The sequence below is a fragment of the Streptomyces sp. NPDC049040 genome (assembly GCF_043197715.1).
Classification (GTDB): Bacteria; Actinomycetota; Actinomycetes; order Streptomycetales; family Streptomycetaceae; genus Actinacidiphila.
In genome coordinates this window covers 494,632-508,356 of the sequence record NZ_JBICTO010000004.1, presented here as the reverse complement: position 1 = coordinate 508,356, position 13,725 = coordinate 494,632, and the positions used below count along the sequence as shown (strand labels likewise).

Below are 13,725 nucleotides of genomic sequence, written 5' to 3'. Positions count from 1 at the left end.
CCTTCCGAGGCGCCCCGGGGACGGCCCCGGGGCGCCTCCGGGCCCGGCCTGAGCGGCCGGGCCCGCACGGTCTCGAATCCGCAGGCTCTCACCCGGGATGAGGTGATAGCGGCGGCGAACTGCATGGACGAAGTTCTGGCAGGGGACCGGCTGCCGGGGGAGGAGCGTTCGGCGCTGCGTCGGCGCTTTATGGCCATGGCGCAGGAGCGGGCACCCGCGCACCTTCGCGCGGGTGCCCGCTCGTTCCACGCCGCACCGGGGGTGACTCAGGGTGTGGACAGGGTGAACTGGCCGACCTTGACGGAGCCTCCGAGCGCCTGAGTTGCGTAGTCGAAGAGGGCGAACCGGTACCCCATGAAGAACTGCCAGCTGTTGTCCATCGTGAAGCCGGGCCCGAAGGCGGTGAAGTTGACGCCGTCGGTGCTGTAGGAGAAGTGTCCCTGCCTGCCGGTGCCCGGATGGATGTCGGCGTTGACGCGCAGCCAGACCTTGCCTCCGGACAGGGCTGTGCTCGCGACCTCCGTGCCGGTGCTGGTGGTGTTCCAGCTGCCGTCCATGGTGATGTTGTCGGTCATCACCAGGCGGGCGGTGCCGTTGTCGCGTTTGACGCCGATCCAGGCCGAGGAGTTGCGCAACAGCGCGAGTCCTGCCCGGTCCCCGTCGCGCATGCTCGAGTAGTCCAATGGGACCGTCGCGGTGGACGTGGGTCCGAGGATCCGGTGGGTCAGGGTGTTGCGAGCCGAGTACAGGTCGTTGGTCACCGTCGCGGTCTGCAGGGTCAGGCCGTTGTTCGCGGACCACTTGGTGTTGTCGGGGTTGTGGTTCCACTCCCACTCGGGTCCGAGAGCGGGCCCGGCGAAGGTGTCGGTGCCCGTGGGGGATTTCACCTCACGCGGAGGGGCGGGCACGTTCGGGTACGGATAGGTGGTACCCCAGCCGCCGTTGACGGTCTGGAGCACCGGCCATCCACTGGAGTTCCACTTGACGGGCGCCAGCACGGGGACGCGTCCGCCGGGGTAGGAGTCGACGAAGGCCATGTAGTACCAGTCGCCGTTCTGCGTCTGCACGATCCCGCCCTGGTGCGGAACGCCACCGCCGACGATGGGGGTGCCGACGTTGTTGAGCAGCGGTTGCTCGGTGTAGGGGCCGAAGGGGCCGTTGGTGGACTTTAGGACGTATTCGGCGTTGGCCGGGTGGTCGACGAGGATGTAGTAGGCGCCGCCCACCTTGTACATGCGGTTGCCCTCGGTCGTTCCGGTGCTGGACGGATCGGTGAACACCGCCTGGCTGCGGACCTGGCTCAGTCCGTCGGCCGACAGTTGGGCGACGTAGTGGGTGCCACTGCCGTAGGCGACGTACATCGTGTCGTTGTCGTCGACGAGCATTCCGGCGTCGTAATAGCAGTTGTTGATCACCGAACCCCGCGTCCAGGGTCCCTCGACCGGCGAGGCGGTGTACATGTACGTCTTGTTGAAGTCGATGCAGCCCCCCAGTAGAACTTTCCGTTGCTCTTCCGGTAGTTCAGGAACGAGGCCCACACGCCGTTGACGTAGGCGCGCCCGTTGCCGTTCAGGTTGTACTTCTCGCCGAAGTCGAGCGAGGGCACCGAGTGGCCGGCGAACTCCCAGTGGACCAGGTCGTAGGAGCGCAGGATCGGCGCCCCGGGGGAGTAGTGCATCGTCGAGGCGGAGTAGTAGTAGGTGTCCCCCACCCGCAGGACGTCCGCGTCGGCGAGGTCCTCCCAGATGACGGGGTTGCTGAACGTCGACGGGGGACTCGTTGTCGGCGGTGTGGTGGGGGGTGTCGTGGGGGGTGTCGTGGGGGGCGTGGTCGGCGGTGTGGTGGTGACGCCGCCGGTGCAGGTCGTCCCGTTGAGGGCGAACGCGGTGGGGACCGGGTTGGTGGCGGTGTAGGCGCCGTTGAAGCCGAAGGTGGTGGATCCGCCGGTGGCCAGGCTGCCGTTGTAGGAGGCGTTGGCCACGGTGACCTGGGTGCCGCTCTGAATGTAGGAGCCGCTCCACAGCTGGGTGATGCTCTGCCCGGTGGCGAAGGACCATGTCAGCTGCCAGCTGGTGATTGGCTGGCCGAGATTGGTAACGCTAACATTCGCGCCGAAGCCACCCGGCCACGTATTCGTGATGCTGTAGTCGACCTGGCAGCCGCTCGCCGCTTGTGCCGACGTCGCGACGAACGAGACTCCGACGGCGGCCAGTCCCGTGCAGACCAGGCCGATCAGCCATGTCCTGAAATGCGGTTTTCTGCGTTTGCGATCCACGAGATTCTCCCTGAGTGTACTCAACGTGAGGAGCGATTGTTAGCGCTAACACACGCAGATGGGGGGATGCAGGGATTTACGATGCCGCCTGGGTGGCATCCCCGTGCGACACGAAGATTCAGCGTGGCACGCGTCACGGAAGCCCCGCAAGAGGTCGACCGCCGGCGCCGGCGCGACTGAGCGCGCTGATCACGGCGGCGCCCGACGCGACGACCGAGGCCCCGCCCGCTCGCCGGCGGCTCCGCCGCCGTGGTCGCCGCCACCCGGCTGGGCGGGACTGCGGTGTTCCACGGGCCGCCGCCGTGGCTGACCGGGGCGCGGGCGTACGAGAGGTGGTTCAGCCGGGGAGACGCGAGGGTGCCCGCGGCGCTGGAGTCCGGTCGGTCGGCCGGGTCGGTGCTGCTCGACGGCCGTCCCGGTGACGTGTCAGGCGCGGGTGGCGCGGCCGAACCGGCGGGCGGTTCTGCCTCACCTACCGGCTCGCCGCCGGCCCTGCTCCCACTTTGAGGTCCATCCGGACCAATCCGGCCGTCCCGCACCACCGAATCAAGTGGGACCGGTGTTCTCCGGCCGGGACCACCCGGACGTGGAGCGGTGATGACGGGCGGAAGGGAGCGAAGCACGTGCATCGGCGGCAAGTAGCGGTTGTGGGGGCCGGCGTGGCGGGACTTACCGCCGCATACGTGCTCCAACGGGACTGCGAGGTCTCGCTCTACGAGGCCGACGACCGTCTGGGCGGTCACGCGCACACCCACGAAGTCGCCGGGCGCGACGGCCGGCCGCTCCTGGTCGACTCCGGCTTCATCGTCCACAATGCCCGTACCTACCCGACGCTTCTGCGACTGTTCACCGAACTCGGGGTGGCCACGCAGGACGCCGAGATGAGCATGTCCGTGCGGTGCGAGGGCTGCGGCCTGGAGTACGCCGGCGCCCGCGGTCCCGCCGGCCTGTTCGCCCGGCCCGGCAGCCTGCTGCGCGGCCGGTACCTTCGGATGCTGGCCGAGGTGCCGCGCTTCCACCGCCAGGCGCGGGCCGTGCTGGCCGCGGACGACGGCCGTGTGGCGCGGACCGGCGGCGCGGCGGGCGGCACCGGCCCGGTCACCCTGGGCGACTTCCTTGCGGCCCGAGGGTACTCGCCCTACTTCGTCATGCATTTCGCGCTGCCGCTGGTCTCCGCGGTGTGGTCCTGCCCGCCGCGCACTGCCCTGCGCTACCCGGCGGTGTACCTCTTCCGTTTCCTGGCACATCACGGCCTGCTGTCGGTGAGCGGTTCGCCGGCCTGGCGGACGGTCACCGGCGGCTCGGTGGAGTACGTGCGCCGGATCGGCAAGCAGCTCACCGCCGTGCGCACGGCCGCGCCGGTGCGCTCGGTGCGCCGGGGGAGCGACCGCGCCGACGTCACCGGCGAGGACGGCGTCACGACCACCTACGACGCGGTGGTGCTCGCCACCCACCCCGACCAGGCCCTGCGCCTGCTGGCCGACGCCACTGCCGGAGAACACGACGTCCTCGGCGCCTTCCGCTACTCCCGCAACGAGACCCTGCTGCACACCGACGCCTCGCTGCTGCCGCGCGCCCGCGGGGCCCGCGCGTCGTGGAACTACCTGCTGCCGTCCTGCGCGGATCCGGCGGGGGAGGTCCGTGTCAGCTACCACATGAACCGCCTCCAGCGCTTGGACGCGGACGAGGACTACGTGGTCACCCTCAATCCCGCGGGCCGGGTCGCCGCCGACCGGGTCGTGGCCCGCATGGTGTACGAACACCCCGTCTACGAACCGCGGTCGGTGGCTGCGCAGCACCGGCTGCCCGCCCTGAGCACCGCGGTCACCGCCTACGCGGGCGCCTACCACGGCTGGGGATTCCACGAGGACGGCTGCCGTTCCGGGGTGGCGGCCGCTGCGGCCCTGGGAGTGCGCTGGTGACCCGCCGCGAAGCCGGCTCCGCCGCCGTGCCCGCGCTCTACGAGTGCGTGATCACCCACGTGCGCTCGGCTCCGCTCCGCCATGCCTTCCGGCACCGCACCTACCTGTGGCTGTTCGACCTCGACCGGCCTCCGTCACCGCCCCGCCCGCTGCGCTGGCTCGCCCGGTTCGACGCCCGCGACCACTTCGCGGCCACGCGCGAGCCGCCGCGTGCCGGCCTGGAGCGTTTCCTGGCCGCCCACGGGGTGCGGCTGGACGGCGGCAGGGTGGTGGCCCTCGCCCACGCCCGCGTGCTCGGCCACGTCTTCGACCCGCTCACCGTGTACTGGTGCCACGACAGGGCGGGCGCCCCCGTGTGCGTGGTGGCCGAGGTGCACAACACCCATGGCGAACGGCACTGTTACCTGCTGCGCCCCGACGCCGCCGGCCGCGCAGAGGTCCCCAAGGAGTTCTACGTCTCGCCTTTCTTCCCGGTCGACGGCTCCTACCGGATGCGGCTGCCCGAGCCGGGCGAACGCCTCGACCTGGCGGTGCGGCTGGTACGGGACGGCGCGAGCCCGTTCACCGCGACCGTGCGCGGCGTCCGGCGTCCGGCGACGGTCCGCCACCTGCTCGCGGCCGCGGCCCGCCACCCGTGGTCCACCGCCGCGGTCTCCGTGGGAATCCGCCGCCACGGCATCCACCTGTACCTCCGCGGCCTTCCCGTGACCGGCCGCCCGCACCACCGTACCCAGGAGGGACTGAAGTGATCTCATCTGTGACGGCCGGAACCGCCCCCCGTGCCGCCGCGCCCCGCGAAGGTGTCGATCCGGGCCGCTGGCCGGACGTCGCCCACCTTCCCCGTGCCTCCCGCGCGCGTACGGCCGTCGCCACCGCGCTGGTCGAACGGGCTCTGACCCGGCTGCCGTTGCAGGTGGCCTGGCCCGACGGGTCCCGGACCGGGGCGAGCGGGCCGACTCTGCGTCTGCGCGACCCGGTGGCCTTCCACCGCCGGATCGGCGCCGACGGCCTGATCGGCTTCGGCGAGTCGTACATGGCCGCCGAATGGGACGCCGACGACCTCGTCGCCGTGCTCACGGTGCTCGCGGGGAACGTCGGCGGCCTCGTACCGCCCGCCGTGCAGCGACTGCGCGGCCTGTGGCAGCACCGTGCGCCGCGCGACGAACGCAACACCGCGGCGGGCGCCCGGCGCAACATCCACCGGCACTACGACCTCTCCAACGAGCTGTTCGGGCTCTTCCTCGACGAGACCATGACCTACTCCTCCGCTCTCTTCCCACGGCTGCCCGCCCGCTGGGACGACCTCGCGACCGCCCAGGACGCCAAGACCGACCGGCTGCTGGACCTTGCCGGGGTCGGGCCCGGTACCCGGCTGCTGGAGATCGGCACGGGCTGGGGGCGGCTGGCTCTGCGCGCGGCCGCCCGGGGCGCGCGGGTCGTCACGATCACCCTGTCCGGGGAGCAGCGCGACCTCGCCGCGGCACGCGTCGCGGCAGCCGGGTACGCGGACCGGGTCACCGTGGAACTGCGCGACTACCGTGACGTGCCCGGACGCTACGACGCGGTGGTCAGCGCCGAGATGATAGAGGCTGTCGGCGCGGAGTTCTGGCCCGCGTACTTCGACGCGCTCCGGCGTGCGCTCGCCCCCGGCGGCCGGGCGGCCCTCCAGGCCATCACCATGCCCCACGACCGGCTGCGCGCGACCGCTGGTGGCTACAGCTGGATTGGCAAGTACGTCTTCCCCGGCGGCGTCATCCCCTCCGCCGAGGCGATCGAGCGCCATGCGGCCGGAGCAGGGCTGCGTGTCGTGGACGACGCCGGTTTCGGCCCGCACTACGCCGAGACCCTGCGCCTGTGGCGCGAGCGCTTCACCGCGGCGGCACAGGAGGTCGGCGACCTCGGCTTCGACGCGGTCTTCCGCCGCATGTGGGAGTTCTACCTCGCCTACTCCGAGGCCGGATTCCGCGCCGACTACCTCGACGTGCGGCACGCCGTCCTGGCCCGGGCGGACGACGGGGCGAGCACCCTGCCGTCCGGACCCCTGCCCGCCTCCGGACGGCCGCGAGGCCGCACCGGGGAGGTGCCCGGCGGGCCTCCCGACCCCGCAGCGTGCGGTGAGACGCGGCCCGGCGCCGGTCCGTACGCCACCGGCCCCGGCGGAGGTGCGCGGTGAGCGGTGTCGCGGAACGGCTCGGACGGCTGCTGGCCGCGGCGTTGGGCTGCCCCTTCCCCGTGGGACTGCGGGCCTGGGACGGCAGCCGCAGTGGTCCGGTGCAGGGGCCCGTGGTCGTGGTGCGCTCCCGCCGGGCGCTGCGCCGCCTGATGTGGCAGCCCGGCGAACTCGGCGTCGCCGAGGCGTATATCGCCGGCGATCTGGACGTCGAGGGCGACGTGGCGGACGCGCTCGGCCGGATCGGCCGGGCCCTGCGCGAGCGCGCCCAGGACCGGCGCCAGTGGCCCGCGGCGGCGGTCACCGCCCTGCGGCTGGGTGCGATCGGCCCGCGCCCACCGGCCCCTGGGGCCAGGCCGGCCCGGCTGAAGGGGCTGCCGCACAGCACCACGCGCGACCGGGCCGCGATCAGCCACCACTACGACCTGTCCAACGATTGGTACGCCGCCCTGCTCGACCCGTCGATGGCCTACTCCTGCGGCTACTGGCGGACGCCGGACGACCCCGCCTACGGTTTGGCCGACGCCCAGCGCGACAAGCTGGAGCTGGTCTGCCGCAAGCTCGCCCTCGCGCCCGGCGTGCGGCTGCTGGACCTGGGCTGCGGCTGGGGCAGCCTGTCCCTGTACGCCGCACGGGAGTTCAAGGCACACGTCACCGCGGTCACCCTCTCCCGCGAGCAGCGGGACTTCGTGGAGGCCCGCAGCCGCGAGTGGGGCCTGGAGGACCTGGTCGACGTGGAACTGGCGCACTACCGGGAGTTCGGCGCTGAACTCCCCGCCGGCGGCTACGACGCCGCCTGCGCCATCGAGATGGGCGAGCACGTCGGCGAGCGCGACTACCCCGGGTTCGCCGCTGTGCTGCACCGCGCGCTGCGCCCGCGCGGCCGGCTGCTCGTCCAGCAGATGTCCCGCGGCGCCACCGCGCCCGGCGGCGGCGCCTTCATCGAGGCGTACATCGCCCCGGACATGCACATGCGCCCGATGGGCCGTACCGTCGGCATGCTGGAGGAGGCCGGACTGGAGGTCAGGTCCGTGGAGAGCATGCGCGAGCACTACACGCGCACCATCGACGCCTGGCGCGACACGCTGGAGGAGCGGTGGGCCGACTTCGCCGCGATCGCCGGGGAGGCCACCGCGCGCGTGTGGCGGCTGTATCTGGCGGGCTCCTCGCTGGCCTTCGCCGAGGGCCGGATGGGCGTGGACCAGATCCTCGCGGTGCGCCCGACCCGCGATGGTGACGGCGGCATGCCACCCGTCCGGGAGGACTGGTACGCGGAGGGCGGACGTCCGTGACCGGGTTTCCCTGGGCGGCGTTCGCCGCCAATCTCGGCTGGGCCGCGATCGGCGTCCTCGCCGTGATGGCGGTGACCTTCGCTGTCGCGGCACCGCGCGGGCTGCACCGGCTGGTGGACGTCGCCTGGGGCGTGGCGTTCTCCGCCGTGGCCGTGGTGTCGTACGGGCTGTCGGCCGGCCAGGGCGATGCGGGACGGCGCCTGCTGGTGGTCCTCGCCACCGCCCTGTGGGGGCTGCGGCTGGCGGTGCACCTGGCCCGGCGCGGCCGCGGCCACGGCGAGGACCCGCGCTACGAGCAGATCCTCGCCAAGGCGCCCGGCAGCCGCACCGCGTACGCCCTGCGCACCGTCTACCTCGCACAGGGCGCTCTGGTCTGGCTGATCTCGCTGCCGGTGCAGGCCGCCGCGTACGTGCCCGCGGCGCCCGGCGCCGGCACATACGCGGGTGCGCTCGTGTGGGCTGCCGGGCTGGGCTGCGAGGCAGTCGGGGATCATCAGCTCGCCCGTTTCAAGGCCGATCCGGGGAACCGGGGCCGTGTCATGGACCGCGGCCTGTGGTCCTGGACGCGCCACCCCAACTACTTCGGCGACTTCCTGGTCTGGTGGGGCCTGTACGCGATGGCCTGCGGAGCCTGGCAGGCCGCCGCCGTCTCCGCGCTCTCCCCGCTGCTGATGTCCTGCCTGCTGATCTGGGGCAGCGGGAAACGCCTGCTGGAGCGGCACATGGCCGGCCGCCCGGGTTACGCCGAGTACGCGGCTCGCACCAGCGGCTTCGTCCCTCTGCCCCCGCGCGACCGGCCCGACAGTCACCGAAAGGCGCCGCGAAAGCTGTGACGACCACGGCCGAACTGACAGCGGCCGCCGCGGGCATGAGCCGACCCGGCCGACGGCACCAGGGGCAGCGACACCACCGCGAAGGTGGGGGACGGGTATCGGAATTCCCGGGCCGAGCGCGTCCGCGGCATGTGCGGCGGCTGTCAGCGGCACCTGTAGCGGAAGGTGGCGGAGACCGACCACTGCTGGGGCGTGAGCACTTCGAGGGTGGCGGTCGCGGTGTAGGAGCCGGGTCCGTCGAGGGCCCACAGCAGGACCACGTCGGTCTGCCGGTTCCCCTTGGCCACGTGCTGCCGCACGACGTCCGAAACGGTTCCGTCGCTGCGGCGCCAGCGGTAGCCGACCGTGCCGGCCCCCCCGGTGGTCCGCAGCGTGCCGACGATCCGCGCCGTCGTGTGGCAGCCCACCTGCGTGGCGGTGCTGCGCACCCCCACCCCCGCGACCTTCACCGTGCCGCCCAGCCGCTGCCATCCGAGGTAGGCCAGGACCGCGGTCAGCACCACGACGGGCAGCAGCCAGCCGCGCAGCGCACGACGGCGGCGCGGTCGGACCGCGACCGCCCGCTCGCCGGTCGCCGTCGTGCCGTGCCAGGCGGCGGCGGTCGGCCAGCCGGTGGCGGGAGCCGGGGCCGGGTGCTGCCGGGCCGCCCCGACATCGGTGGGCCAGGCGTCAGGGTCGAGCATGGTGGCCCGGGTGACCTCTTCGGGGGACGGTCGAGGGGCGCCCAGCCGCATCGTTGTGCCGTCGGTCCCGCCGGTCCCGGAGGGCTGGGGAGGGAACCAGGCCCGTTCCTCCGGCTCGTCCCTGCCCCCGCGTGTGCGGCCGAAGGCCAGGCGCGGATCTTCGTCGTACGGCATGAGCGACCTCTCTGGCTCCCGGGCGGTTGATCAGAAGATGACTCGGCCGCATTCACCGACCACCTGGAAGGAGTTCTGACCCGTGCTTGCCGCCGGGCTGGTGGAGACCGCGAGCCCCCAGACGTCGAACGTGTCGCCGGTGCCGAAGACGTGGGAGAAGGTCCTCGACAGCGTCCGCTGCCCGGCGGCAAGGGGTACCGAGACCGTCGCCACGGTGGTGGCTCCCTGCATGTCCGTCGTCATGTTGTGGAACCACTTGAGCACCAGTGTCCCGGCCGCTGCCCCGTCGCTGTCGACCGTGACCAGGGCCTGCATGCCGTCGGAGCCGGAGCACAGGGCCTGGGTGACCGCAATCGAGTCGACGTGCAGTGTCGCGGGTGGCGGGGCCGGGGCGCTGGGCGGTGCCGAGGTGGGGCCGGAGCCCGGCGGAGTGCCCCCGTCGGGCTGCGAGGGAGCGGGGGCCGGCGCCCCGCTCGCAGGGGGTGCGCCGGCGCCGACGACCGGCGGCGGTGTGCCACCCGAGGTGGGCAGCCCGCCTCCGGCGGCCCCGGGCGTGGTCGGCGACGCTCCGGGCGAAGCCGGCGACGCAGGGACGGACGCCGCGCCGGACGCGGACGGCCCGGCCTTGCCGGACCCGTGACCGGAGGAACCGGTCCGCGCCCCGTCCCCTGAATCCGTCGAAGCCCCGGCGTCCGGGGAGCCCTGCACCGACGGGCCTGTTGCGGACACGCTTTCCCCGGGGCCGCTCCCGCCGGTCGCCTCTGCCACCACGGCGAGCCCGCCGGCGACGAGGACGACGCTCGCGACGGCTCCGGCGACGAGCCTGCTGCGGCGTCCCGGTCCCCGCCCCCGCCGGCTTCGCACGCTGCCTTCCGCGGACCCGGCGGAGGGCGCCCCGAATCGGCTCCGGGCCAGCACTGTGGTGTCAGGACCCGTCTTCGTGGCCGAGGGGATGAGGAGCGGCAGGAGGGCGACGAGGGCGGCGAGTTTGCGCTGTCCGCGTTCCTCCCAGTCCTGGCCGTAGGCCGCGACGGCGGCGGACTCCAGTTCGGTGACGAACTCCAGCGCGCTCCGGGGCCGGTCGGCGGGGGACTTGGCCAGCCCGCGGCGGATCAGCCGGCGCAGTTCTTCGGGCACGTCCTGATCGGGTATCGGTGCCTCGGTGTGCTGGACGGCCAGTTCGACCAGCGTCGTTCCTGTATAGGGCCTGGTGCCGGTGACGCACTCGTAGAAGGTGGCGGTGGCGGCGTAGACGTCGGTGGCGGGAGTGACGGGGGCGCCGGACCACTGCTCGGGGGCCATGTAGGAAGGCGTGCCGGCCATGCCGCCGCCGCGGCCGCTGCGGACCGCGATGCCGAAGTCGACGAGTTTGGAGCGGCCGTCGGTGGTGACCAGGACGTTGGCAGGCTTGTAGTCGCGGTGCACGACGCCTGCGGTGTGCGCCGCGGCCAGGCCCAGCAGCGAGCCCTTGAGGACGGCCAGGGCCGGTTCGGGGCCGGTGGCGCCCTCCTGGCGCAGCAGGGTGTGCAGCGCGATGCCGTCGACGAGTTCCATGACGATGGCCGCGCCCGGCCCGGCCTCGACGTACTCGTACAGCCGGGCGACGTGCGGGGAGTCCAGGGCGCCCAGCAACCGTGCCTCGGCGCGGAACGCCTCGCGGAAGCGGCCGTCCACGCAGAGCTCCGCGCTCAGGTACTTGACGGCCACCAGCTGACCCGAGCGGTTGTCCCGGGCGAGCACCACCCGCCCCGACGCCCCCCGGCCGAGCTCCCGTACGTGGGTCCAGCCCGGTACGACCCACTGGCCGTGGCCGGGTTCCCCGCCGCCTGCCGTCCCGATAGCCATGTCGTTGTGCACGCGTGTGTTCTTTCCGACTCGTGGGTGCGACGGCCTCAGCGCTTCGAGCGAAGCCGGCTGTCCCGTCCGGGCTGTTCCGCCTCAGGACGTATCGTCAGCAGGTTATGCGGCCGGTCCCGCGCAGCACACGAGTAAGAAGTACTCACGCGAGCGCCGGGGCACCCTCGGCGAACAGCGGGACGCACTCGCCGAGGCCGCATCGGGAAGCGCCGGTCCGGGTCACCGCGAGCTGATACCCAGACTGACGGTCAGGGCGTCGACGTCGTCGGCTTCGGGGGAGAACACGACCGTCTCCGGATTCCTGCTCAGGACCTTCCGGGAGAGGGTGGCGACGAAGTCCCCGTTGCTGTCGCGAGTGGCGAGGTTGTAGGTGAACGGTGGGGAGCTCTGGGTCCTGCCCCTGGTGACGCGGGCCTGGATGCCCATCGCAGCCAGGTCCTTCTGCAACTGGGCGGCGTCTGCCGTGCGGGTGGCACCGGCGCGGAGGGTGATCCTGACAGTGTCGCCCGCCTCCCGGTCCAGGGTGTAGGCAGCAGTGCTGACGTTGGTGAGCGGGCTTGCGGCCGGCCTGGAGGGAGCGCCGTGGGGCACGGCGGCTCGCGGCGTGCGGTCGCCCGCGGCAGTGGTGGACATCTGGAAGGCGATGAACGCTCCGACCGTGGCCGTGGCCACGCCAAGCGGTGCCGCGAGGCGGACGGCGAGCCGGCGCCGGGTGCTCGAGCGGTGGGACAGCCGCAGCCAGCTGGTCATCAGGTGTTCCTCGTGCTGGTGGCGGCGGCCGGGCGGGAAGTCGCGTTCGGCGGGGGCAGGAAACATCTGGCGCAGTACACGCAGGTCGTCGTCCCGGTCCCTGTTCATCGCTTCTTCCTCTCGTCCAGCCGGACCGCATCCGTGTGGTCACCTGCCGGCTGCGAGCCGACGGTTCTGACTTCCCTGCCCGAGCCGGGACTCTTCTCGGCGAACTTCTCCAGACGGCGTCGCGCGCGCGACAGGCGGGAGGCGACGGTGCCGACCGGCACGCCGAGGGCCTCGGCCGCGCCCTCGTAGTCCAGCCCGGCCCACACGCACAGGGCCAGTACCTCCCGGTCCGCCCGTGACAGCCGGTTCAGGACTTCCATCGCCGCAGCGATCCGGTCCTGGTCGTCCAGCCTGCCCACCACCTCGTCGGCGAAATCCGGTGCCAGTTCCGGTGGGGGCAGCCGGCTCATCAGCCGGTGATTCCTCCAGGCCACCCGCCGGTGCCGGTGCACCACACGGGTGGCGACACCCAACAGCCAGGGCAGCAGACTTCCGCCGCGCGGGTCCACCTTCGTCCGCGACCGCCACGCCTCGAGGAACACCCGCGACGTGCAGTCGTCCGCTGCCGCCCAGTCACCCGTCAGACGGAAGCAGTGATTGTAGATCGCGGTGCCGTGCTCACGGAACAGCACGCCGAAAGCGCCCTCATCACCCGCCCGTACCCGGGCCCGGAAATCATCGTCCACACTGAGACTCTGCCTCCCCGGGCAGAGCCGTTCCCGTGACGTGGCTCACACGGCCGTGCTGCCGAAACATCCCGGCGGGTGCGGCCGGGTGCCGTCCGGTCGGGGTGGGAGCTCAGCCCATCGGGCCGAAGTCGCGCGGTCCGCTCGCCTTCCCGGCCTGGGGGTACTTCGCGTGGCACTTCTTGTTGATGTCTTCGAGCCGCGGGTCGTGGAACCACTGGGAGTCCATGGCGATGACCTCGCCGCCGTATTTGCCGTCAGGATCGGGGTAGTCCGTCAGCTCCGACTCCCGCATGCACCTGGCGAACGCGAAATCCTGTTCCAGTTCCCTGGGGGTCGGAAGCCGGGAGTGGAACTTCTCCGGCAGGAAGGGGGAGCAGGTGTGGAACGCCGCTTTGCCTTTGGCGGTCGGCGGGTAGTCGACGGTGAATTCGGGGGTGGCCGGATCCGGGATGTCGATGCCGTTGCTCCGCATGCACCGCGCGTATTTCGTTCCCGTCGCCTCGCTCTGGTCCTTGAAGGTCCGTGGGGTCGAAGGGGCTGACGTGGTCGGCCGGTTGCCCGCGCCCGGTCCGCTGCCCGAGGCAGCCGAGGTCGGCGCGGTGGCTGCCGAGGTCGGCACCTGAGCTGTGGGAATCGTCTGGTCGCCGCCGTTCGCGGAGGACCCGCTGCTGCACGCGGCCAGTGTGGCGATTCCCGCGCTCGCCAGGCTGACCACCATCAGTGATGTACGAAGTCTCAAGGTCTGCGTCTTCCTCGTGTCCGGGTCCGGTGCGAGCGGCTGCTCGGCATCTCGTACTGCCACCCGGCGCCGGGCCCTTCCGGTGACGCGTCTCACAGCGCGGCTCAAGGCCGCTCCACAGAGCTCGACTTGCCGCATGTGACGCAGACCACTGCAAGGAACCCGGGCCGCGCTGGCAGTACGCGGTGAAGGAGCCGAGGGGGCGCGCACGCCCACGCCGTGCGGGCGACCCCGTGCACGTCACGCGGGGACCCGTGGGAACCCCGCCTGAACCCGCCCGCGAGAAGGGACCC

General features: G+C 72.4%; 10 protein-coding genes and 2 pseudogenes. 5 read left to right on the top strand and 7 right to left on the bottom strand.

The window, feature by feature from the left end:
• Window positions 1–266: 266 nt before the first annotated feature.
• Both ACGFMP_RS14690 and ACGFMP_RS14685 read right to left on the bottom strand, forming a co-directional pair.
• Window positions 267–1,816: pseudogene (locus tag ACGFMP_RS14690) on the bottom strand (glycoside hydrolase 43 family protein); the annotation flags it as partial.
• A gap of 102 nt (window positions 1,817–1,918) precedes the next feature.
• Window positions 1,919–2,275: pseudogene (locus ACGFMP_RS14685) on the bottom strand (cellulose binding domain-containing protein); the annotation flags it as partial.
• A gap of 623 nt (window positions 2,276–2,898) precedes the next feature.
• On the opposite strand from ACGFMP_RS14685, the gene ACGFMP_RS14680 reads away from it, so the two are divergent.
• Genes ACGFMP_RS14680 through ACGFMP_RS14660 form a run of 5 tightly spaced genes read left to right on the top strand, consistent with a single transcriptional unit; the run spans window position 2,899 to window position 8,492 of the window.
• Window positions 2,899–4,197, top strand: a complete 1,299-nt coding sequence (locus ACGFMP_RS14680; RefSeq protein WP_393672621.1) for an NAD(P)/FAD-dependent oxidoreductase — start codon at window positions 2,899–2,901, stop codon at window positions 4,195–4,197.
• A 26-nt stretch (window positions 4,198–4,223) separates the two neighbouring features.
• A complete protein-coding gene (locus ACGFMP_RS14675) occupies window positions 4,224–4,946 on the top strand; it encodes a DUF1365 domain-containing protein (protein ID WP_393672828.1) in 723 nt (240 codons plus the stop codon).
• The gene (locus ACGFMP_RS14670; protein WP_393672619.1) at window positions 4,943–6,370 is read left to right on the top strand and encodes a class I SAM-dependent methyltransferase; all 1,428 of its coding nucleotides are present in this window, start codon (window positions 4,943–4,945) and stop codon (window positions 6,368–6,370) included. Before ACGFMP_RS14675 ends, ACGFMP_RS14670 begins: the two co-directional genes overlap by 4 nt.
• Window positions 6,367–7,659 carry a class I SAM-dependent methyltransferase gene (locus tag ACGFMP_RS14665; protein ID WP_393672617.1) on the top strand — a complete coding sequence of 431 codons (1,293 nt, stop codon included), beginning with the start codon at window positions 6,367–6,369 and terminating at the stop codon, window positions 7,657–7,659. Before ACGFMP_RS14670 ends, ACGFMP_RS14665 begins: the two co-directional genes overlap by 4 nt.
• Window positions 7,656–8,492 (top strand): DUF1295 domain-containing protein, encoded by an 837-nt coding sequence (locus tag ACGFMP_RS14660; RefSeq protein WP_393672616.1) that lies wholly within the window; start codon window positions 7,656–7,658, stop codon window positions 8,490–8,492. The genes ACGFMP_RS14665 and ACGFMP_RS14660 overlap by 4 nt, the downstream gene beginning before the upstream one ends.
• A gap of 143 nt (window positions 8,493–8,635) precedes the next feature.
• Here the strand turns inward: ACGFMP_RS14660 and ACGFMP_RS14655 are convergent, their stop codons facing one another.
• The 5 genes from ACGFMP_RS14655 to ACGFMP_RS14635 all read right to left on the bottom strand — a co-directional run bounded on the left by ACGFMP_RS14655 (window position 8,636) and on the right by ACGFMP_RS14635 (window position 13,432).
• Window positions 8,636–9,349 (bottom strand): hypothetical protein, encoded by a 714-nt coding sequence (locus ACGFMP_RS14655; RefSeq protein ID WP_393672615.1) that lies wholly within the window; start codon window positions 9,347–9,349, stop codon window positions 8,636–8,638.
• Window positions 9,350–9,379: 30 nt separating this feature from the next.
• Window positions 9,380–11,194, bottom strand: a complete 1,815-nt coding sequence (locus tag ACGFMP_RS14650) for a protein kinase (RefSeq protein ID WP_393672614.1) — start codon at window positions 11,192–11,194, stop codon at window positions 9,380–9,382.
• A 231-nt stretch (window positions 11,195–11,425) separates the two neighbouring features.
• Window positions 11,426–12,064: a hypothetical protein gene (locus ACGFMP_RS14645; RefSeq protein ID WP_393672612.1), complete on the bottom strand. Its 639-nt coding sequence runs from the start codon at window positions 12,062–12,064 to the stop codon at window positions 11,426–11,428.
• A complete protein-coding gene (locus ACGFMP_RS14640) occupies window positions 12,061–12,690 on the bottom strand; it encodes an RNA polymerase sigma factor (RefSeq protein ID WP_393672611.1) in 630 nt (209 codons plus the stop codon). The genes ACGFMP_RS14645 and ACGFMP_RS14640 overlap by 4 nt, the downstream gene beginning before the upstream one ends.
• 112 nt (window positions 12,691–12,802) lie before the next feature.
• On the bottom strand, window positions 12,803–13,432 hold the full coding sequence (locus ACGFMP_RS14635; protein ID WP_393672610.1) for a hypothetical protein: 630 nt from the start codon (window positions 13,430–13,432) through the stop codon (window positions 12,803–12,805).
• Between the last annotated feature and the right edge of the window lie 293 nt (window positions 13,433–13,725).

Coding starts and splice junctions, on each gene's coding strand:
- ACGFMP_RS14650 (WP_393672614.1), bottom strand. CDS start 11,194: ATGGCTATCGGGACGGCAGGCGGCGGGGAACCCGGCCACGGCCAGTGG.
- ACGFMP_RS14655 (WP_393672615.1), bottom strand. CDS start 9,349: ATGCCGTACGACGAAGATCCGCGCCTGGCCTTCGGCCGCACACGCGGG.
- ACGFMP_RS14645 (WP_393672612.1), bottom strand. CDS start 12,064: ATGAACAGGGACCGGGACGACGACCTGCGTGTACTGCGCCAGATGTTT.